18 protein-coding genes are annotated in these 20,269 nt (G+C 72.9%); 13 read left to right on the plus strand and 5 right to left on the minus strand.

Going from position 1 to position 20,269, the window contains the following annotated elements:
* Positions 1-22: 22 nt before the first annotated feature.
* A complete protein-coding gene (locus CCN42_RS30195; protein ID WP_086740388.1) occupies positions 23-1,018 on the plus strand; it encodes a hypothetical protein in 996 nt (331 codons plus the stop codon).
* Between the two features lie 123 nt (positions 1,019-1,141).
* Here CCN42_RS30195 and CCN42_RS30200 read toward each other — a convergent pair whose 3' ends face one another.
* On the minus strand, positions 1,142-2,059 hold the full coding sequence (locus tag CCN42_RS30200) for a LysR family transcriptional regulator (protein WP_086740390.1): 918 nt from the start codon (positions 2,057-2,059) through the stop codon (positions 1,142-1,144).
* A gap of 127 nt (positions 2,060-2,186) precedes the next feature.
* Between CCN42_RS30200 and CCN42_RS30205 the strand changes: the two genes are divergently transcribed.
* The 11 genes from CCN42_RS30205 (at position 2,187) to CCN42_RS30255 (ending at position 14,061) form a co-directional block, all read left to right on the plus strand.
* Positions 2,187-3,188 carry a fumarylacetoacetate hydrolase family protein gene (locus CCN42_RS30205; protein ID WP_086740392.1) on the plus strand — a complete coding sequence of 334 codons (1,002 nt, stop codon included), beginning with the start codon at positions 2,187-2,189 and terminating at the stop codon, positions 3,186-3,188.
* Positions 3,185-4,147 (plus strand): cyclase family protein, encoded by a 963-nt coding sequence (locus tag CCN42_RS30210; protein WP_086740393.1) that lies wholly within the window; start codon positions 3,185-3,187, stop codon positions 4,145-4,147. Before CCN42_RS30205 ends, CCN42_RS30210 begins: the two co-directional genes overlap by 4 nt.
* Positions 4,148-4,185: 38 nt before the next feature.
* Positions 4,186-5,316: an FAD-dependent oxidoreductase gene (locus tag CCN42_RS30215; RefSeq protein WP_086740395.1), complete on the plus strand. Its 1,131-nt coding sequence runs from the start codon at positions 4,186-4,188 to the stop codon at positions 5,314-5,316.
* Entirely contained in the window at positions 5,313-6,311 is a 999-nt protein-coding gene (locus CCN42_RS30220; protein ID WP_086740396.1) for an amidohydrolase family protein, read from the plus strand. Before CCN42_RS30215 ends, CCN42_RS30220 begins: the two co-directional genes overlap by 4 nt.
* Positions 6,312-6,314: 3 nt before the next feature.
* Positions 6,315-7,247, plus strand: a complete 933-nt coding sequence (locus CCN42_RS30225; RefSeq protein WP_086740398.1) for a VOC family protein — start codon at positions 6,315-6,317, stop codon at positions 7,245-7,247.
* Positions 7,248-7,376: 129 nt separating this feature from the next.
* On the plus strand, positions 7,377-8,348 hold the full coding sequence (locus CCN42_RS30230; RefSeq protein WP_086740400.1) for a fumarylacetoacetate hydrolase family protein: 972 nt from the start codon (positions 7,377-7,379) through the stop codon (positions 8,346-8,348).
* Positions 8,345-9,097, plus strand: a complete 753-nt coding sequence (locus CCN42_RS30235) for an SDR family NAD(P)-dependent oxidoreductase (protein WP_086740402.1) — start codon at positions 8,345-8,347, stop codon at positions 9,095-9,097. The genes CCN42_RS30230 and CCN42_RS30235 overlap by 4 nt, the downstream gene beginning before the upstream one ends.
* The gene (locus tag CCN42_RS30240) at positions 9,094-9,777 is read left to right on the plus strand and encodes an SDR family NAD(P)-dependent oxidoreductase (protein ID WP_086740404.1); all 684 of its coding nucleotides are present in this window, start codon (positions 9,094-9,096) and stop codon (positions 9,775-9,777) included. The genes CCN42_RS30235 and CCN42_RS30240 overlap by 4 nt, the downstream gene beginning before the upstream one ends.
* Positions 9,778-9,790: 13 nt before the next feature.
* Positions 9,791-10,546 carry a CoA transferase subunit A gene (locus CCN42_RS30245; RefSeq protein ID WP_086740406.1) on the plus strand — a complete coding sequence of 252 codons (756 nt, stop codon included), beginning with the start codon at positions 9,791-9,793 and terminating at the stop codon, positions 10,544-10,546.
* Positions 10,543-11,193 carry a CoA transferase subunit B gene (locus tag CCN42_RS30250; protein WP_086740408.1) on the plus strand — a complete coding sequence of 217 codons (651 nt, stop codon included), beginning with the start codon at positions 10,543-10,545 and terminating at the stop codon, positions 11,191-11,193. The genes CCN42_RS30245 and CCN42_RS30250 overlap by 4 nt, the downstream gene beginning before the upstream one ends.
* 57 nt (positions 11,194-11,250) lie before the next feature.
* The gene (locus tag CCN42_RS30255) at positions 11,251-14,061 is read left to right on the plus strand and encodes a SpoIIE family protein phosphatase (RefSeq protein ID WP_086740410.1); all 2,811 of its coding nucleotides are present in this window, start codon (positions 11,251-11,253) and stop codon (positions 14,059-14,061) included.
* A 91-nt stretch (positions 14,062-14,152) separates the two neighbouring features.
* On the opposite strand, the gene CCN42_RS30260 is transcribed toward CCN42_RS30255, so the two are convergent.
* The 4 genes from CCN42_RS30260 to CCN42_RS30275 all read right to left on the minus strand — a co-directional run bounded on the left by CCN42_RS30260 (position 14,153) and on the right by CCN42_RS30275 (position 18,874).
* Complete coding sequence (locus tag CCN42_RS30260) at positions 14,153-14,347, minus strand: DUF2795 domain-containing protein (protein WP_086740412.1); 195 nt, start codon at positions 14,345-14,347, stop codon at positions 14,153-14,155.
* 202 nt (positions 14,348-14,549) lie between these two features.
* Positions 14,550-15,818, minus strand: coding sequence for a cation:proton antiporter (locus tag CCN42_RS30265; protein WP_086740414.1), 1,269 nt, complete (start codon positions 15,816-15,818; stop codon positions 14,550-14,552).
* A gap of 268 nt (positions 15,819-16,086) precedes the next feature.
* Positions 16,087-17,325 carry a PP2C family protein-serine/threonine phosphatase gene (locus CCN42_RS30270; RefSeq protein WP_086740415.1) on the minus strand — a complete coding sequence of 413 codons (1,239 nt, stop codon included), beginning with the start codon at positions 17,323-17,325 and terminating at the stop codon, positions 16,087-16,089.
* 136 nt (positions 17,326-17,461) lie between these two features.
* A complete protein-coding gene (locus tag CCN42_RS30275; RefSeq protein ID WP_086740417.1) occupies positions 17,462-18,874 on the minus strand; it encodes a GH1 family beta-glucosidase in 1,413 nt (470 codons plus the stop codon).
* A 230-nt stretch (positions 18,875-19,104) separates the two neighbouring features.
* Here CCN42_RS30275 and CCN42_RS30280 point away from each other — a divergent pair, with 230 nt between their 5' ends.
* Positions 19,105-20,211, plus strand: coding sequence for an ROK family protein (locus tag CCN42_RS30280; protein ID WP_086740419.1), 1,107 nt, complete (start codon positions 19,105-19,107; stop codon positions 20,209-20,211).
* Positions 20,212-20,269 lie beyond the last annotated feature (58 nt).

Raw genomic sequence — 20,269 nt, forward strand, 5'->3', positions numbered from 1 at the left:
CCCCCCAGGGAACCCCTGACTCATGCCGCGCACCACCCCGCCCCGACCCGTCGACGTGGAAGCCCTCTTCCCGGAACTGGCCGCACTGCGCCGGACCGCCACCCGGTTGCACCCTCGCCCCGGTGCGCCCACGGCGCGGGACAGTTCGGTCGGCGGGCCCATGCTGTGGCCCGCCGACGAGCCCTGGCCGGTGTGCTCCCTTCCGCACAAGCGGTCCAGCGGCTACCGCTACACCGAGGTGGTGCGCACGCGGCAGATCCTGGAGGAGGCCCGACGGCGCCGGCCGGACCCCGGACCGACCGACGAAGAGATCGCGGTCATGCGCGGATTCAAGCGCGGCCGGCACGCCCCGCACCTCTCCGACACGGACCCCGTCCCGATGCTCGCCGTCGCCCAGCTGTACCGGCGTGACGTCCCCGGTCTGCCCGACACCGGTGAAGGTGACCTGTTCCAGGTCTTCTGGTGCCCGTTCGAACGGCACGGCGAGACACGGCACGACCTCCACGTGCACCTCCGCCGGCGCCGCTCCGAGGACGTCACCCGGCCGTCGGCCGAGCAGCCGTTCCCCGAGGTGGTCGGCCGCGAGGAACTCGTCCCGTCCCCCTGTGTCGTGCATCCCGAGGAGGTGGTCGAGTATCCCTACCTCGAGGTTCTGTCCCCCTCCTTGCAGGCGCGGATCGACGCCTGGGAGGGGCCGGAGGACGACGAAGGCGTCCAGTACATCTACGACCTGTCCACGGCACCCGGCTGGAAGGTCGGCGGACACATCGCGTGGAACCTGACCGGGCCGGCCCGACTGGCCTGCTCCGGGTGCGGCGCGGAACTGACACCGCTGCTGACGGCGGACCACCGCGAATGGGACCCCGGGACCACCAGCTGGATTCCCGAGGAGGATCGCCGGGACCTCGCGGTCCCGGGCGCCGGCGTCCCGACAGGCGTCTCGCCCGGCCGGGGCCGCCTCACCATCGCCGTCTGCCCCCGCGACGGGAGCCACCCGCTGGGTCTCGTGAGTCAGTGAAGGCCGTGCATGCCGTCGATCCAGCGAATGGATGACCGGTGGCGGCGGTCGCGGTCCGTCGAACGGGGCACGGCCCGGGCGCACCGGCCGACCGGTCGCGGGCCGCACACGTCGGCCAGTGGATCACTCCCCGGGCGCGTCGGCCATCCTGCGCCCGACGAGGGCGGCCGTCTCCCGCAGCCAGATGTGGGCCGCGTCGTGGGTGTGCACGGGGTGCCACCAGAGGGCTTCCCGTAGCGGCACCGCCTCGTACGGCGGGTCCACCACGCGGACGGCGGCGAGCGGTGCGAGGAGCCGGGCGAGGCGTTCCTGGATCAGCGCGATCCGCCGGGTGCCCGCCACCAGCAGCGGAATGATCTGGAAGCTGTCGACGGAGACCTCGACCCGGGGTTCGATGCCGAGCATGCCGAGCTGCCGCACGGCGGGGGCGTCGTAGGTGCGCTGGTAGGTGACCCAGGGCAGCCGGGCCAGGTCCTGGCGCGTGAGGCGGTCCTCGACGCTCGGGTGGTCGTCGGCGACGAGGAAGACCCAGCGGTCGCCGTACAGGTCGGTCGCGGGGAAGTCGCTGATGACGCCGTGCGGCATGAGCAGTCCGTCGGTCGTGCTCAGCAGCGTCTCGGTGGCGTCCACCACCGTGGTCGGGGTCTGAGCGAAACGCAGCCGGATGCCGGGAGCCTCCTCGTGCACGACGCGGGCCAGTTCCGCGCCGAAGACGGCGACGGCGTAGTCGGAGGCGACCAGCTTGAACTCGCGGCTCTCGCGCGTCGGGTCGAATTCGGCCTGGCTGGCGAAGAGGCGTTCCAGGACGTCGTAGGCGGTCGCGGTGCGGTCGAGCAGGACCTGGCCCAGGGCGGTGAGTTCGTAGTGGCCCCCGACCCGGGCGAGCAGGTCGTCGTCGAAGTGGCGGCGGAGCCTGGCCAGGGCGGCGCTCATGGCCGGCTGGCTGAGCCCGATGCGCTGTCCGGCTCGCGTGACGTTGCGTTCCTCCAGCAGCGCGCGCAGGGCGACGACGAGGTTGAGGTCGAGGCGGCTCAGATTCACGGGCTCTTCCCTAGCTGTACGGCGTCGACCAGCAAGAATCTACCCCGTGGATGATGATCATCCACGGAATCTATTTCCCTGATCGCGGGTGGCGGGTCCAGATTAGTCACACCGCAATCAGGAGGACATGTCCGTGAAACCTGAAGCCGCGTCCGCACTGTTCGCCGGACCCTTCGCCCTCGCCACCCTCTCCGCTCCGGACGGACCGGCCTTTCCCGCCCTGGTCACCCCCGACGGCCGGGCCCTCGATCTCGGACTCGCCCTCGGGGACGGGGCGTTGACCGTCCGGAGTCTGCTGGACGACTGGGACACGGCCGCCCCACGTCTCGCGGAGCTGGCCGACGACAGCGGAGCGGAGCGCGTGCCGCTGGCCGGTCTCCGGGTGCACGCCCCGGTCGAGCCGCGCCAGGTGTTCCAGTCCGGCGCCAACTACCGGCAGCACGTGATCGACCTGCATGTCGCGCACCGCGCCCCCGGGGACGACCGCCCGGAGGAGGAGCGGCGCGCCGAGGCCGCGGAGATCATGGACCGCCGGGCGGCCGAGGACCTGCCGTACGTCTTCATCGGCCTGCCGAGCGCGATCACCGGCCCCTACGACGACGTGGTGCTGCCCGCCTGGGCCGAGCAGCCGGACTGGGAGCTGGAGCTGGCGGCCGTGATCGGCCGGCCCGCCCACCGGGTGTCCGTCGAGGAGGCGCTGGAGCACGTCGCCGGTTACACGATCGCCAACGATCTGACCGACCGGGCCACCGTGTTCCGCCGGGACATGCCGCAGATCGGCACCGACTGGCTGCGCAGCAAGAACGCGCCCGGCTTCACTCCGCTCGGCCCGTGGATCGTGCCCGCCGGGTCGATCGCCGACCCCGGCGATCTGCGGCTCACGCTCAAGCTGAACGGCGAGACCATGCAGGACGAGTCCACCAAGGACATGATCTTCAGCGTGGCGCGGATGGTCTCCTACGCCTCGCGGACCGCCCGCCTGCTCCCCGGCGACCTGGTGCTCACCGGCAGCCCCGCTGGCAACGGCATGCACTGGGGCCGGCTGCTGCGCGACGGCGACGTGATGGACGGCTCGATCACCGGGCTCGGCGCCCAGCGCACCCGCTGCGTGGCGGAGGCGGGGCAGTGACCCTGGACCGCACCGATCCCGAGGGAGCGATCGCGCGCACGGCCAAGACGTGCTCCAACTGGGGCCGCTGGGGCGACGACGACGTGCTCGGAACGCTCAACTTCCTGGATGAGGCCAAGCGCCGGGAGGCGGCCGGACTGGTCCGGCGGGGCGTCAGCTTCTCCCTGTCGCAGCGCTTCGACATCAACGGCCCGCAGAAGGGCTGGCGGCGGCGCACCAACCCGGTGCACACCATGCTCGACACCGGCACCGACGCGGCCCTGGGCAACCAGGGCCTGCCGCACGGGATCGGCGGCGCCGACGACGTGATCGCGATGCCGTTGCAGTGCTCCACCCAGTGGGACGGGCTCGGGCACATCTTCGACCACGGCAAGGCGTGGAACGGGCGCCCGGCCGAGCAGGTCGTCACCTCCGACGGCGACCTGGTCACCGGCATCGAGCACATGGCCCCGTACGTCGCCGGGCGCGGTGTGCTGCTGGACGTCGGCCGGGTGATCGGTGAAGACGGTGAGCTGCCGGACGGGTTCGCGATCACCGAGGAGCATCTGACGGCGACCGCCGAGGCGCACGGCGTACGGGTGGGCCGCGGTGACATCGTGCTGGTGCGCACCGGGCAGCTGGCCCGGGTCCGCCGGGACGGCTGGGGCGACTACGCGGGCGGTCCCGCCCCGGGCCTGTCGTTCACCACGGCCGGCTGGCTGCACGGCAGCGAGATCGCCGCGATCGCCACCGACACCTGGGGCTTCGAGGTGCGGCCCAACGAGTTCGAGCACGCCTTCCAGCCGCTGCACCAGGTGGCCATCCCGCACATCGGGCTGCTGATCGGCGAGATGTGGGACCTGGAAGCGCTCGCCGAGGACTGCGCGGCGGACGGCGTGTACGAGTTCTCGCTCACCGCCGCTCCCCTGCCCATCACCGGCGCGGTCGGCTCCCCCGTCAACCCGATCGCCGTCAAGTGACCCCCAGTCCCAGCAAGCGCGGAACGAAGGAGTTCCCCATGAGCACACCCCGCACGGTCCTCGTCGTCGGCGGCGGCGCGGCCGGCAACGCCGTGACGATCCTGCTGCGCCGGGCCGGGATCGCGGTGGACCTGATCGAGGCCAAGGACGACTGGAACGCCACCGCCGGCTCCGGCATCACCCTCCAGGGCAACGCCCTGCGGGTCCTGCGCGAACTCGGCGTGTGGGAGCGGGTGAAGGAGTCCGGCTACGCCTTCGGCTCGGTCGGCATCACCGCCCCCGACGGCACCGTCCTGCACGTCCAGGACGACCTGCGCACCGGTGGCGACGACCTGCCCGCAACGGTCGGCATGCAGCGCCCCCGGCTCCAGCAGATCCTCATCGACGCCGTGCGCGCGTCCGGAGCGGCCGTTCGCCTCGGCACCCGGGCCGAGACCCTCGACCAGGACGGCGAGGGCGTCTGCGTACGGTTCTCCGACGGCACACAGGGCCGCTACGACCTGGTGATCGCCGCCGACGGTCTGGGCTCCTCGACCCGCGCCGCCGTCGGCATCACCGCCAAGCCCGAACCGACCGGCATGGCCATCTGGCGGGTCGCCGCGCCTCGCCCGGCGGGTGTGACCCGCACCGACCTCGCCTACGGCGGCCCCGCCTACATCGCCGGCTACTGCCCCACCAGCGACACCACCCTCTACGCGTACGTCGTCGAGGCCAACCGCGACCGCGCCTGCATACCCCCGGAGTCGTACGCCGACGAGATGCGCCGCCTGGCCTCCGCGTACGGCGGCCACTGGCCGGAGATCACCGCGCACATCACCGACCCCGCGAAGGTCAACTACACCTGGTTCGACCGCATGCTGGTCGAGGGGTCCTGGCACCGCGGCCGCGTGGTGCTGGCCGGCGACGCCGCGCACTGCTGTCCGCCCACCCTCGCCCAGGGCGCCGCGCTGTCCCTGGAGGACGCCTGGGTCCTCGCCGGGATGCTGACCGAGTCCCGCACCTGGGACGACGCGCTGCTCCAGGCGTACCACGACCGGCGGATCGCCCGTGTCCGCCCGGTCGTGGACGCCTCGGTGCAGCTCGGGCAGTGGCAGCTGGACGGCGTGCGGGACGCGGACGTCCCCGGCCTGATGGGGCGCACCATGACGATGCTCCGGGAGCTGCCGTGACCGCGCCCACCGTCGACGTGCACGCCCATGTCCTGCTGCCCGAGGTCGACGCGCTCGTGGCCGGTCTGCCCGGCCACGCGACGGCGAGGGAGCTGGACGCCCGGCGCAACGGGCCCGCCGCCCTCGCGGTCAGCGGACCGATGGTCCGCGAGCGCATCCCGCGGCTGACCGACGCCGCCGTGCGCCTGGCGGCGATGGACGCCCAGGGCGTGGACGTGCAGCTGGTCAGCCCGTCCCCCTCGCACTACCACTACTGGGCGGACGAGGGCACGGCGGAGAAGGTGTACCGGCTGGCCAACGAGGCGACGGCAGCGCACTGTTCGGCCGCTCCCGACCGGCTGCGCGGACTCGGGCTCGTCCCGCTCCAGCACCCGGACCAGGCGGTGCTCGCGCTGGATCACGCGCTGGAACAGGGCCTGACCGGCGTGGAGATCTCCTCCCACGCCCCGGGGCGGGAACTGTCCGATCCGGCCTACGAATCACTCTGGTCACGCGCCGAGGACACCGGGGCCCTCGTCTTCCTGCACCCCTTCGGGTGCACGCTCGACGAGCGGCTGGACCGGTGGTACCTGTCCAACACCGTCGGCCAGCCCACGGAGAACGCGGTCGCCCTGTCGCACCTCATCTTCTCCGGCGTCCTGGACCGGCACCCCGGCCTGAAGCTGATCGCAGCGCACGGCGGCGGCTACCTGCCCACCCACATCGGCCGCTCCGACCACGCCTGGACGGTCCGCTCCGACGCGGGTGCCGGGTGCGCGCACCAGCCCAGCAGCTATCTGAGGCGGATCTGGTTCGACTCCCTCGTGCACGACCCGCACGTACTGCGCGAGCTGATCCGGGTCGCCGGGGCCGACCGCGTGCTGCTCGGCTCCGACTTCCCCTTCGACATGGGCACCGACGACCCCGTCGCCGCCCTGCGCGCCGCGCGGCTCTCCCCCGCCGACTTCGACGCCGTACGGGGCGGCAACGCCGCCGCCCTCCTCCGGAAGGACTGACACATGCGCCTGCTCACCCATCTGCGGCACGTCGACCTCGCCGTGCCCGACTACGCCAAGCAGCTCGGCTTCTACGCCGGCGTCTGGGGCCTCACCAAGGTCGCCGAGGACTCCGGCATCTCCTTCCTGGCCGCCGAGGGCTCCCCGGAGCAGTACGTCGTGCGGCTGCGCAAGGCCGACGAGAAGCGGCTCGACCTGGTCTCCTACGGGGCCGCGTCCCGCGAGGACGTCGACACCCTCGCGGAGGAACTCCTCGCCGGCGGCGTGCGGTTGATCTCACAGCCGGGCAAGGTCGACACGCCGGGCGGCGGGTACGGTTTCCGCTTCTTCGACGTGGACGGCCGCACCATCGAGGTCTCCGCGGACGTGGAGGTCCGCCGGCACCGCAGGATCGAGGAGAAGGAGGCCATCCCGGTCAAGCTGTCGCACGTCGTCCTCAACTCCCCCGACCTGAACCGGACCCGGGAGTGGTACGAGCGCCACCTCGGCTTCCGCCTCTCCGACACGCTCAGCTCGCCGCACATGGGCGAGGTCATGCACTTCATGCGGATCAGCAACCAGCACCACTCCATGGCGCTGGCCAAGGGCCCGCACACCTCGCTGCACCACATCTCCTTCGAGATGCGCGGCCTCGACGAGTACATGCGCGGCTCCGGCCGCGTCATCCGGGCCGGCTTCCGCAAGATCTGGGGCCCGGGACGGCACATGGCGGGCGACAACACGTTCACGTACTTCCTCGACCCGCACGGCAACACCGTCGAGTACACCACCGAGCTGGAACTCCTCGACGAGGACACCTGGCACCCCCACGTCTACGACTTCTCCCAGCCCGAGGTCACCGACCAGTGGGGCACCGCCAACCCCATGAACGAACTCGTCGCCAAGGAGTCCTTCAACGACCCCGACCGCGGCGTCTTCGTCGCCCCGCCGGTCTGATCTCCCGCCGACTCCGGGGACGCGGCAGTGCGGCCCCTGCCCTGACGCGCGCTGCCGCGTCCCCGGTCCCGGCTCGGCACGCGTCCCGCCCCCGTCCCGCGCCCGATCCCACTCCGCTGGAGCCGCACCATGCGTTTCGCCGCTTACGAACACCGACACCGCCACCGGGTGGCCGTCGTGGAGGAGGACGGCACTCTGATGCCGCTGCCCGGGGTCACGTCGCTCACCGCTCTCCTCCAGGAGACCGGCGGGCTCCCGGGCCTGCTCGCGGCCGGCGCCGCGGCCCTCGACGTGCCGCCCGGCCCGCACGTCTCCGAGGTGCGGCTCCTGCCCCCGCTCCAGCCCGCCTCGGTACGGGACTTCGTCACCTTCGAGGAACACGTCGAGGGGGTGCGCCGCTCCGTGGAGGGGACCGGCGGCGTCCCCGAGCAGTGGTACGCGGCACCGACGTTCTACTTCACCAACCCGCACGCGGTCTACGGCCCCGGTCAGGACGTGCCCGTGCCGCCCGGGTCGTCCGTCCTGGACTTCGAACTCGAGGTGGGCGCCGTGATCGGGCGGGAGGGCCGCGACCTCACCCCCGAACAGGCCCGGGACCACATCGTCGGCTACACCGTCTTCAACGACTGGTCCGCCCGCGACCTCCAGTCCGCCGAGATGAAGGTCGGCCTCGGCCCCTGCAAGGGCAAGGACACCGCCACCACCCTCGGCCCGTACCTCGTCACCGCCGACGAACTGGAGCCCCACCGGGACGGCGACGGCTTCCTGCGCCTCGCCCTGACCGCCGAGATCAACGGCCAGGTCGTCGGCACGGACCTGCTGTCCAACATGAGCTGGACCTTCGAGGAGATGACCGCCTACGCCTCCCGCGGCACCCGCGTCGTCCCCGGCGACGTCCTGGGTTCCGGCACCTGCGGCAACGGCGGCTGCCTGGCCGAACTGTGGGGGCGGCGCGGCGAGCGGACCCCGCTCCCGCTGCGGCCCGGCGACACCGTCCGCCTCACCGTCGAAGGCATCGGCACCCTCACCAACACGGTCGTCGCGGGTGTCGAGCCCGTCCCCCTGCCGACGGGTCGTCGCCGTTCCCGGGAGCGGCCGTGAGCGATCTGCGCCCCAAGCGGCTGCTCGGCAAGGTCGTCGTCGTCACCGGCGCGGCGCGCGGCCAGGGCGCCGCCGAGGCCGAGGCCCTCACCCGTGAGGGCGCCCGCGTCATCGCCACCGATCTCACCCCCGCGCCCGGCTGCCGCCGGCTCGACGTCTCCAGCGAGGAGGACTGGGCCGAACTGGCCGGCGCGCTGCGGGAGGCGTACGGCCAGGTGCACGGCCTGGTCAACAACGCCGGCGTCACCTGGCGGGCCCGGGTCGGCGACGTACGCCCCGAGGACATGGCACGCGTCCACGCCGTCAACGTCACCGGCCCGCTGCTCGGCATCCAGCACCTGGCGCCGCTCATGCCCGCCGGCTCGTCGATCGTCAACGTCGGCTCCTCGGCGGCCCTCACCGCCCACTACCCGGTCGCGTACACCACCAGCAAGTGGGCGCTGCGGGGTCTGTCGAGGACGGCGGCCCTGGAGCTGGGGCCGCGCGGCATCCGCGTGAACACGGTGCACCCGGGCTACATCGAGACCGACATGACCGCCTCCGCGGCTCCGGCGTTCCGCGAGGCCAACATCCGTGAGACCCCGCTGGGCCGCACGGGGACGGTCGACGAGGTGACCCCGCTGGTGGTCTTCCTGCTGTCGGACGAGTCGTCGTTCGTCACCGGCGCGGAGATCCCGGTCGACGGCGGGCTGACCGCGCACGGCGGCGTCAAGTCCGTCTCCGACGCGCTGCGCGAGGCGGCGCCGTGAAGCGGCTCGACGGCAAGGTGGCGCTGATCTCCGGTACCGCTCGCGGTCGGGGCCGGGCGGCGGCCGTACGGTTCGCCGCCGAGGGCGCGCTCGTGGTCGGCGGCGACCTGCGGCACGAGGAGGCCGTCGAGACGCAGCGGCTCATCGCCCGTGAGGGCGGCATCGCCCTCACCCCCGGGCCCCTGGACGTCACCGACGAGGATTCCGTCCGGGCCTGGGTCGGGGAGGCCGCGGACGCGTTCGGCGGCATCGACATCGTCCACGCCGACGCGGGCGCCGTCCGGTCCGGCGTGACCGGCAGCCGGCCCTGCGAGGACTTCGCCTGCGCACTGCGGGCCGGCCTCGAGTCGGTGCGGCTGACCGTCCGGGCGGCCTGGCCGCACCTGAAGCGCACGCGCGGGTGCGTCCTCACCGTCGGATTTGCCGCCGGACCGGCCGGGTCGCTCGCCGGCAGCCGCACCGCCGGAGCCGAGTTGACCGCCCTGACCCGTCGGATCGCCGCCGAGGGCGCTCCGTACGGCATCCGCGCCCACTGCGTCGGCCCCCGGCCGTCGGATCGGCCCGACGACGTGCTGCACGCCGCCGTCCTCCTCGCCTCCGGCGAGGCCGCCCCCATCACCGGCGCCGGCCCCGTCATGGGCGGCGGCCGGTCCGCCGTGCCGCCCGGCGCTCGCTCCTGAAAGGAACCCGCACGTGAACAAGGTCCGCGACGACGCCGCCGAGGCGGTCGCCGACATACCCGACGGAGCCTCGCTCGCCGTCGGCGGATTCGGCCTCAGCGGCGTACCCGAGGTCCTGATCCGCGCCCTGCACGAACAGGGCGCGACCGGTCTGGAGGTCGTCTCCAACAACTGCGGCGTCGACGGCCGCGGCCTCGGCATCCTGCTCGCCGCCGGCCGCATCGCCCGCGTCACCGGCTCCTACGTCGGCGAGAACAAGGAGTTCGCCCGCCAGTACCTCGCCGGCGAGCTGGAGGTGGAACTCGTCCCGCAGGGCACGCTCGCCGAGCGGCTGCGGGCGGGCGGCGCCGGGATCCCCGCCTTCTACACCCCGGCCGGCGTCGGCACCCAGGTCGCGGACGGCGGCCTGCCCTGGCGGTACGCGCCCGACGGGACGGTCGCCGTCGCCTCCCCGCCCAAGGAGGCCCGCGACTTCGCGGGCCGGACGCACATCCTGGAGCACGCCGTCACCACCGACTACGCACTCGTGCGGGCCTGGCGCGGTGACCGGCACGGGAACCTGGTCTTCCGCCGGGCCGCCGCGAACTTCAATCCCCTCGCCGCCATGGCCGGCCGCGTCACGGTCGCCGAGGTGGAGGAACTGGTCGAGCCGGGCGAGCTGCACCCGGACGAGGTGCACCTGCCCGGCATCTACGTGCAGCGGGTCGTACGGCTGAGCCCCCAGGAGGCCGCCGACAAGCAGATCGAGAAGAGGACCGTACGCGCATGAGCTGGACCCGTGAACAGATGGCCGCCCGAGCCGCCGCCGAACTCTCCGACGGCTCCTACGTCAACCTGGGCATCGGCCTGCCCACCTTGATCCCCGGCCATCTGCCGCCCGGCGTGCACGTCGTGCTGCACTCCGAGAACGGCATCCTGGGCACCGGCCCCTACCCCACCGAGGACGAGGTCGACCCGGACCTGATCAACGCCGGGAAGGAGACCGTCACCGTCCTGCCGGGCGGCTCCTTCTTCGACTCCGCCCTCTCGTTCGGCATGATCCGCGGCGGTCACGTCGACACCGCCGTCCTCGGCGCCATGCAGGTCTCCGAGCGCGGTGACCTGGCCAACTGGATGATCCCCGGCAAGATGGTCAAGGGCATGGGCGGCGCGATGGATCTCGTGCACGGCGCGCGCCGCGTCATCGTGCTCATGGAGCACACCGCCAAGGACGGCAGCCCCAAGATCCGTACGGAGTGCGCGCTCCCTCTCACCGGCGAACGGTGTGTGCAGCGGATCATCACCGACCTCGGTGTCCTCGACGTCACCGACGACGGCCTCGCCCTGGTCGAGACCGCGCCCGGCGTCACGGTGGAGGACATCGCCGCCCGTACCGACGCCCCCGTCCGGGTGGACAGCACCACCGCCGCCTGCTGAGGGCCTGGGAGCGCCCACACCGAGCAGATGCCCCATTTGCCCGATTACCCTTATGCCGTGGAGTCGTTCCCAACTGCCCCGGGCAGCGATCACGACGGCCGGAGGCCTCCGGCCGGAGGAGTACGCCCGGAGATCCTGGCCTCCTGGCAGCGCTCGCAGTCGCTCGGCATCGACCGCGAGAGAGCGGACCTGCCCGTCGAGAGGGACCTGGATCCCGACTCCCGGCTGATCAGGGCCGCCGCGCCGGTGCTGGCCCGGCTGTGCGAGCGGTTCTCGGGCGTGCCGGTGACGGTGGCGCTGGCCGACTCACGGGCCAACATCGTGGAACGCTGGGGCGACCCGGCGGGGCTGGAACTCATGGACGCCGCCTCCCTGGTGCCGGGCGCCAATGTGGACGAGCGGTTCATGGGAACCAGCAGCGTCAGCATGGTGCTGAGCACCAGGGCGCCGTTCGTGGTCGTCGGCCACGAACACTTCCTGCACGAGCTCAAGGAGCTGACCTGCATGGCCGCGCCGGTGCGCGACCCGGTGGGCGGCACCGTGCGGGGCGCGGTCAACCTCTCCGTGCCCCGGGCGCTGGCCGACCCGCGCATGGCCCTGGTGCTGCAGGACGCCACCGAACGCATCGGGGAACGCCTGCTGGAACTGAGCACGGCCCGCGAGCTGGAGCTGATGCACTCCTTCCAGCAGGCCAGGGAGCGCGGTGGTCACGCCGAGCTGGACCTCGGCTCGGGAGAGCTGTCCCGGCTCGCCGGGACGGCCCCGCCGCTGGCCGCGCAGGAGCGGCTGACACTCCTGGAGCGCGCCGTCGATCTGATCTCCTCGTCGGGTGAGACATTCGCGGAGGTGCCGCTTGCGGGCAGTCGCGTGGCCGTGCTGCGCCGCCGGGAGCTGCACCACGGCGACGCGGAGGGCGCGGCGGTCGAGGTCAGCTTCCGGGACGCGCTCGGCACGGGCACCGCGACGGCCCCCGACGGCCGCCAGGTGCCGCTCCTGGACCGTCCCACCGAGGCAGCGGGGGCGAATCCCTCCGGGGCATCGGAGGAACCGCCCGCCGCCGGACCGGCCGACGCATGGCTGCTACTGGTCGGCGAGCCGGGCGTCGGCCGGCTCGCCGCCGAGGCCCGCGGGCGGCTGTCCCTGCTGAACGAGGCAGGCGCCCGGCTCGGCACCACTCTGGACATGCGGCGTACCGCCGAGGAGCTGGCGGAGATCGCCGTGCCGCGCTTCGCCGATCTGGTCGTCGTCGACCTGGTCGAAGGCGTCCTGGCGGGCGAGGAGCCACCCCCCGGGCGGCTGCGCCCCGGCGTGGCGCTGCGCCGGGTGGCCGTCTGGGCGGGCGAGGGGTCACGCGACACCATGACCGGCGGTGTGAACGAGCCGAGCGGCTTCCCCGCCGGTACGCCCCAGGCGCGGTGCCTGGACACCGGGCGACCGGTGACGGACTCGGTGGTGACCGCCGCCCTGGCCGATGACCCGGCCGACCGGGTGCACCCCGTCGACCTGCTCGGCGAGGGCGAGCACTCCTACCTGGCCGCTCCGCTGTCCGCGCGGGGCTCCCTCCTGGGGCTGGCGGGGTTCTACCGCCGCGGCAGGACCAAGCCGTACGAGCAGGACGACCTGACGCTGGCGGGCGAGCTGGCCGCCCGTACCGCGATCAGCATCGACAACGCCCGCCGCTACCGCCGGGAGCACCACGCCTCCCTCACGCTCCAGCGCAGCCTGCTGCCGCACGCCCTGCCCCGGCTGAGCACCGTCGACCTCGCCTCGCGCTATCTGCCCGCGGACGCCAGGGCAGGCGTGGGCGGTGACTGGTTCGACGCGATCCCGCTGTCCGGGATGCGTGTGGCGCTGGTCGTCGGGGACGTGCCCGGAAACGGTCTGCAGGCGGCGGCGACCATGGGCCGACTGCGTACCGCGGTACGGACGCTGGCCGGGCTGGACCTGCTGCCCGAGGAGGTGCTGGCCCATCTTGACGACCTGGTCAGCCGCACCCCCGACGACTCGGCGGGCGAACAGGACCCGGCGACCGGAGCGACCTGCCTGTACGCCATCTACGACCCGGTGTCCTGCCGATGCACGGCCGCACGGGCAGGTCATCCGCCGCCCGCCGTGCTGACACCGGGCGGGAAGGCGGAGCTGATCGGCCTTCCGGCCGGTCCGCCGCTCGGGCTCGGCGGCCTCCAGCCGTACGAGTCCGCCACCGTCGACCTGCCCCCGGGCAGTCTGCTGACGATGTACACCGACGGCCTGCTCAAGGAGAGCCGCGGCTACGGGGACACCGACGCGCGCACCGGTCAGCTGCTGGCCTCGCTGGAGCACGCCGGTCCGGCGCTCGAGGACATCTGCGACCGGGTCGCGGACACCCTCCCGCCCGGCGGCCCGCACGACGACGTGGCCCTCCTGCTGGCCCGGGTGCACGCGCTGCCCGAGGAACGGGTGGCGTGCTGGGAGTTTCCGTCCGAGCCCACGGCCGTGGCACGGGCCAGGGCACTCACCCGAGCCCAGCTCGCCGAGTGGGGCATGTCGGAACTGGACTTCAACACCGGGCTGGTGGTCAGCGAGCTGGTCACCAACGCCGTGCGCTACGGCGGCCAGGGGCCGGTGAGCCTGCGGTTGCTGCGCGACGACTCACTGATCTGCGAGGTCTCCGACCGCAGCAACACCTCCCCGCGCATCCGGCGGGCGGCCACGACCGAGGAGGGCGGGCGCGGCCTGTTCCTGGTGGCGCAGTACACCAAGAGCTGGGGCGCCCGCTACATGCCGCAGGGCAAGACGGTGTGGGCCGAGCAGATCCCGCAGCCGGAGCAGCCCGCGCCGGAGACGGACGAGCAGGCACTGCTGGCCATGTTCGACGACCCCGGCTGACCTGCCCGGCCGGCCGGCACCGGCCGCAGCACGTCCGGGCCGTTCGAGCGCGGCGGGCCGCCGGCCCTTCGGGCCCACGCGCCGGTCGGCGCTACTCGTCCTGGAACACGACCTTCTGGACGTCGTTGGGACCGTCGAACTCGTCCGTGGACGCGTTGGAGAGCTTCTCGACCAGGACGTCGTCGGCGCCGTTGTCCTTGGCCAGTGAGACCAGGTCGTCCCGGCGGGCGGGATATTCGGCGCCCTTGAGGGCCTTCTGCAGGTCGATCGGACTGATGCTCGCCATGGTGGTCTCCTTGCTGTGCCGATGGCTTCCCTGGTGGAATCCGTCGCGCCGGACAGGCCGGCACGTACATCGTGACCACAGGGGACAAACCGTGCATGTCGGCCGACCGGAACACTCGTACATCCAGGCACCCCCAGCCCCGGGCGCGGCTGGTCCGGAGCGCCGCGCCGCCCGCCGGGCGAGACCCGGCACGGAACCGCTGTCAGCCCTCCGGGCGTGGCGGCGTGGTTCCGCGCAGCCGGTCGAGGCGGGTCACGACCGGTCCGGCCGTGACACCGTGCAGGACGACGGAGGCGAGCACGGTGAACGTCACGACCGCCCACAGCTCTCGCGCCGGCACGGGGAAGGCGTGCTGCCCCAGGGCGTAGGCGAGGTAGTAGAGCGAGCCGATGCCACGGATGCCGTAGGCCGCGACCACCCAGCGTTCCCTGCGCCGCATGCGCCTGCCGAGCAGACCGGCCCACCCGGACAGCGGCCGGATCACGCACAGCAGCACCAGCGCGGTGACGGCGCCCTGCCAGGTCAGCGAGGCGAGCCCGCCCAGCGCGACGAACGCGCCGAGCAGGAACAGCAGCACGGCGGTGAACAGACGCTCCACCTGTTCCACGAAGTCGTGCAGGACGTTGTGGAAGCCGTGAGCACGTTCCGCCGCCCGGATGGAGCACGCGGTGACGAACACGGCGAGGAAGCCGTAGCCCTGGAGCGTCTCGGTCACCCCGTACGCCAGGAACGTGGCGCCCAGGGCGACGAAGCCCTCCCGGTGCTCCGACAGCCGCAGCACCGTGGAACGGGCCCGGAAGAACAGCCAGCCCAGCAGCCGGCCGACCAGCCATCCGCTCAGCAGACCGATCCCGCACTTGACCGCGACGTCCTTCAGCACCCACGCGCCGAGCCAGTCCGCCGACCAGCCGCTGCCCGCGGCAGCCGCCAGCGCGACCGCCGCGTAGGTCAGCGGGAAGGCCAGGCCGTCGTTCAGGCCCGCCTCGCTGGTGAGAGCGAACCGCACCTCGTCCTCGTCGTGCTCGTCCTCGGTCGGCTCCCCCACCCGCACCTCCGAGGCGAGCACCGGGTCGGTCGGCGCGAGGACGGCGGCCAGCAGCAGCGCGGCAGCGGGCGGCCAGTCCAGCAGCCACCAGGCCGTGAGGGCGGTGCACACGACGGTCAGCGGCATGGTGACGCCCAGCAGGCGCCACGTGGTGGCCCATCGGCGCCGCCCCACGGGCCGGTTGAGCGCCAGCCCGGCGCCCATCAGCGCGATGATCACGCAGATCTCCGTGAGGTGCTCCGCCACCAGCCGGTCGTCCACCGGGTCGATCTCCGGCAGCGGCAACGGCAACAGGTACACACCGATGCCGCCCACCAGGAAGACCAGGGGCATCGACAACGCCCGCCCGGCCACCACCCGCGGCAGCACCGCCGCGAGCAGCGCACCCACCCCCAGCCACATGAACACGGCGTCACCGATCGTCACCGCGCTGCGCCCCTCCCTCCGCTCCGCCTGCCGAGCTACCGAGCCCTGCTGGTACGAGACGCCGCCGGCCGTTGTTTCCGGCCGCTCGACCCGGCGTCTCCGCGTCGACTCCGCCTACCCCTTCAGACCCGCCAGTCACTCGAAGCAACACAGCAGTGCTCTCACCCGATGGTCTCCCGGTCGTCTCACCGCCACGCGGGGGTGAACCGCATGCCACCCGTCGAGCGGACGGATCGCCGACGCGCTGCGCGGAGCGACCCCGCCCTCATCACGGCCACGGCTCGGTCCGGCCGGCCGAGGCCTTCCCGAGGTCCGCGCCGGAGCTGACGTGCCGCTCTGTCTGCTGCAGGCCGTACCAGTCCAGGCAGATCACGGTGGCATCGTCCTCGAGCCGGCCCCCGGCAGCGTCCCGGACGGCGGATGTCAGTGTCAGCGCCGTCTCCCGGGGGTGCAGGTCCCGGGTGCGTTCCAGCAGGGCGTGCAGATCGACCTGCTCGCCATGCCGTTCGAGCATGCCGTCGGTCAGCAGGAGCAGACGGTCACCGGGGCGCAGGTCGAGGTCCTGGACGCGATAGGCGTGGGGCACGGACACGGGCAGCCCGAACGGGTGGTCCACCTCGCAGGTGATCGTCTCCGCCGTCCCCCCGCGCATGCGCAGCGGCCAGGGGTGGCCGGCGTTGACGAGCTGTGCCCGACCGGTGCGGAGGCCGATGCGCAGCAGTTGCCCGGTGGCGTGCCCCTGGCCGTGGTCGGCCAGTGCCCGGTCGGCCCGGTCGGCCTGGCCGGCCAGGTCGGCTCCGGCGCGACGGGCGCCGCGCAGGGAGCCCACCAGCACCGTGGCGGCCAGGGCGGCATCGAGGTCGTGCCCCATGGGGTCGGTCACCGACACGTGCAGGGTGTCGTGCTCCACCGTGTAGTCGAAGGTGTCGCCGCTGAGCTCCTCGGAGGGCTCCAAGTGGCCGCTCAGGGCGAACTGCGCGGCCTCGCACGTCAGTGACTGGGGCAGCAGCTGGTACTGGATCTCGGCTGCCAGCGTGGGGGGCCTCGAGCGTCTGCCCCAGGTGTAGAGATCGGTGAAGCGACCGTTGGCGATCACGACGTAGGCCAGGATGTGGCCCGCCTCCCCGACGGCGCGGATCACCTCTTCGCCGGGGTCGGCCGGCAGGAGCAGTTCCAGCAGTCCGATGGCGTCTCCCCGGTTGGTGACCGGCGCGATCACGCGCCGCCCCTGGCCGGTCGCCTCCTGATACAGCCGCTGGGTGCGGATCACCTCCTCGTAGACGCTCCCGAACAGGGGGATCCGCTCCGCTTCCCGACCGCCGTCCACGCCGACGGCGGTGGACAGCCGTGCCACGGCCTTCCCCGTGAGATCCACGATGAGGAAGGAGATCATCGTGGCTTCGAAACGCCGCTGCAGGTGCTCCGCCACCACGGCGACGGCGTCCGCCGGCGCCGCCCTCTCCGCCGCGGTCAGCAGCCGGGGAAGTCCGCTCGGCTCATCACTCACGAACGCAGCCCCTTCCACCAGCCTCTCCTACAGCTTGGGCACCGCCGTGACGGGCGTCAATCGCTGGGTGATCACGACGAGTGGCAGGGGCGGGGCACGAACGCGCCGCGGCACTCGGTGCCGGCGCGCGAAAGGCTCAGCCCGTCGTTCCGGCCGCCTCGCCGAGGCCGTCCCGGCCCCGGTCGGCGATCAGGGCCCGGTACCAGTGATAGCTGTCCTTCGGGATACGACGCTGGGTGGCGTAGTCCACGTACACGAGACCGAACCGCTTGCTGTATCCGTACGCCCATTCGAAGTTGTCCAGGAGTGACCACACGTAGTAGCCGCGTACGTCGACACCGTCGGCGATCGCGGCCGCGACGGACCTGAGGTGTCCGTCCAGGTAGGAGATCCGGTCGGTGTCATGGACGGCTCCGTCGGGTGCCGGCACGTCGTCCTCGGCGGAACCGTTCTCCGTGATGTGGATCGGAGGCAGCGCGTCCCCGTACCGCTCGCGCAGGCCGACGAGCAGGTCGCGCAGGGTGTGCGGAACGACCGGCCAGCCCATGGCCGTGTGCCTGGCCTCCGGTACGCCCACCCCCTCGAATCGGTTGTCGTCCGCCGTGCGCGAGAGCGGGTCCGGATCCCGGTAGGGCGCGTTCCGGACGACCGACGGGGTGTAGTAGTTGATGCCGAGGAAGTCCAGCGGCGCGGCGATGACCTCCAGGTCTCCGGGGCGGCGGAAGGCCTCGCGGCGTATCAGGTCCTCCCAGGTGTCGTCCTCGCTGTCCGCGTAGCGCCCCTCGATGAGCGGTTCGGTCCAGATCAGGTTGCGCTGGGTCTCGGCACGCAGCGCCGCGGCCACGTCCTCGGGGGTGCTCGTGGCGGGGGTGACGTGGTCGAGATTGAGCGTGATCCCGACCTCGCGGGCTCCCGCCTCCCGCAGCACCGGTACGGCCAGTCCATGGCCGACGAGCAGGTGATGTGCCGCGGCGAGGGCCGGCGTGCCCTCGCGGGCCCCCGGAGCGTGATGGCCGTTGGCGTACCCCAGGAAGGCGCTGCACCACGGCTCGTTGAGCGTGATCCACCGGGGCACCCGGTCGGCCAGCGCGTCGGCCACCAGCCCCGCGTAGTCGGCGAACCGGTGGGCGGTGTCGCGGTTGCGCCAGCCGCCCCGCTCCTCCAGTGCTTGCGGCAGGTCCCAGTGGTAGAGCGTGACGGCGGGTTCGATGCCGGCGTCCAGCAGGCCGTCGACCAGTCGCTCGTAGAAGCCGAGTCCCGCTGCGTTGGCCGGCCCCGAGCCCGTGGGCTGCACCCGCGGCCAGCTGACGGAGAACCGGTAGGAGCCTACGCCGAGCGCTTTCAGCAGGGCGATGTCCTCGCGGTAGCGGTGGTAGTGGTCGCACGCGACGTCACCGGTGTCGCCCCCGAGAACCGCCCCGGGACGCCGGGCGAACGTGTCCCAGATGGAGGGACCGCGGCCGTCCTCGTGGGCCGCGCCCTCGATCTGGAAGGCGGCCGTGGCCGCACCGAGGACGAAGCCGGCCGGGAAGGAAGGAAAGTCACTCACGAGATGTCCGTGTCCTGTCGCTGACGGTACAGCCAGGATCCTCGGGAACTAAACCGGTTCTGTACAGCTCTGTGTCGTCTTTTTCGCTGATTTGGTCGAGGAATTTACTAAACCACTACCTAAACGATGGCGCCTGACTGGACAACGTTGTCAGCACTGTGCAGAGTTCCGTCCTCGGGAGCTGAGAGCCGAGCCCTCCGGCTCGCCGTTCGCAAGAAAGGACCGACGGCATGGTCGTGTACGGAGCACTCGACATCGGCGGCACGAAGATCGCCGGAGCGCTCGTGGATCCGCAGGGGCGCCTGCTCGTGCGGTCGGAGCGCCCCACCCCCGCCCGTGAACCGGCCGAGGTCCTGATGGGCGCCGTGACGGCCGTACTGGACGAGCTCTCCGGCCACTCGGCGTGGCGGGAACTGGCGCGCCTGGGCGTCGCGAGCGCCGGTCCCGTGGACAGGGCCACCGGGACGGTGAGCCCGGTCAACATCCCCGGCTGGCGCGGCTTTCCGCTGATCGACCGGGTGCGCTCGCATCCACGCGTGCCCGCTCACGCGGACCCCGTACTGGTCGGGGACGCCGTCGCCATGGCGGCGGCCGAGCACTGGCTGGGTGCCGCCCGCGGGGCGGACAACGCGCTGTGCCTGGTGGTCTCCACGGGCATCGGCGGCGGACTGGTCCTCGACGGGCGGCTGCACTCCGGGCGAACGGGGAACGCCGGGCACATCGGGCACATCTCCGTCGACCTCGACGGGGCCGCGTGCCCGTGCGGTGCGCGGGGCTGTGTGGAGGGGCTGGCGAGCGGGACGGCGATCGCCGCGCGTGCCCTGGCGGCGGGCTGGACCCCGCCCGCGGGCGTCCCCGCCAGCGCGGCGGGCGTCGCCGCCTCGGCCCGGTCGGGCGATCCCGTCGCCCGGGGCGTGTACGACCGCGCCGCGCAGGCCCTCGCCGCCGCGATCGCCGCGACGGCCGCTCTGGTCGAACTCGACCTCGTCGTGATCGGCGGCGGTGTCGCCCAGTCCGGTGACACGCTGTTCGCCCCTCTGCGCCGGCACCTGGCCGCTTACGCGGCCCTCGACTTCGTACGCGGCATCCGGGTCGTGCCGGCCGCGCTGGCTCTGAACGCCGGGCTGATCGGTGCCGCGGCCGTCGCCGCCGCTCCCGCAGCCGGTTCGGCGAGGGCGCGGGACATGGCCGCCCAGGCTTCGGCCGCGCCGGGACGGGAGGGTTCGGCGGAAGCGGCCGCCGAACCCGCACAGGCCGGTACGCGGGCCTCCGTCGGCGGCGCGGTGCCCGACCCCGGGACGCCCGTCCCCCTACGGGACGGCGCCGCCCTCAGGTGACCGGCCGGTCCACGCCCCCGCTGCCGTCCCGGCACCCACGCCCCCCCCCCGCCCTGGC

This window comes from Streptomyces glaucescens, from assembly GCF_002154375.1.
GTDB classification, from domain to species: Bacteria; Actinomycetota; Actinomycetes; order Streptomycetales; family Streptomycetaceae; genus Streptomyces; species Streptomyces glaucescens.

What these genes read in the sequence shown, in the direction of transcription:
- CCN42_RS30250 (WP_086740408.1), top strand. Translation starts at nt 10,543, where the DNA reads ATGAGCTGGACCCGTGAACAGATGGCCGCCCGAGCCGCCGCCGAACTC.
- CCN42_RS30215 (WP_086740395.1), top strand. Translation starts at nt 4,186, where the DNA reads ATGAGCACACCCCGCACGGTCCTCGTCGTCGGCGGCGGCGCGGCCGGC.
- CCN42_RS30230 (WP_086740400.1), top strand. Translation starts at nt 7,377, where the DNA reads ATGCGTTTCGCCGCTTACGAACACCGACACCGCCACCGGGTGGCCGTC.
- CCN42_RS30205 (WP_086740392.1), top strand. Translation starts at nt 2,187, where the DNA reads ATGTCCGTGAAACCTGAAGCCGCGTCCGCACTGTTCGCCGGACCCTTC.
- CCN42_RS30260 (WP_086740412.1), bottom strand. Translation starts at nt 14,347, where the DNA reads ATGGCGAGCATCAGTCCGATCGACCTGCAGAAGGCCCTCAAGGGCGCC.
- CCN42_RS30225 (WP_086740398.1), top strand. Translation starts at nt 6,315, where the DNA reads ATGCGCCTGCTCACCCATCTGCGGCACGTCGACCTCGCCGTGCCCGAC.
- CCN42_RS30195 (WP_086740388.1), top strand. Translation starts at nt 23, where the DNA reads ATGCCGCGCACCACCCCGCCCCGACCCGTCGACGTGGAAGCCCTCTTC.
- CCN42_RS30280 (WP_086740419.1), top strand. Translation starts at nt 19,105, where the DNA reads ATGGTCGTGTACGGAGCACTCGACATCGGCGGCACGAAGATCGCCGGA.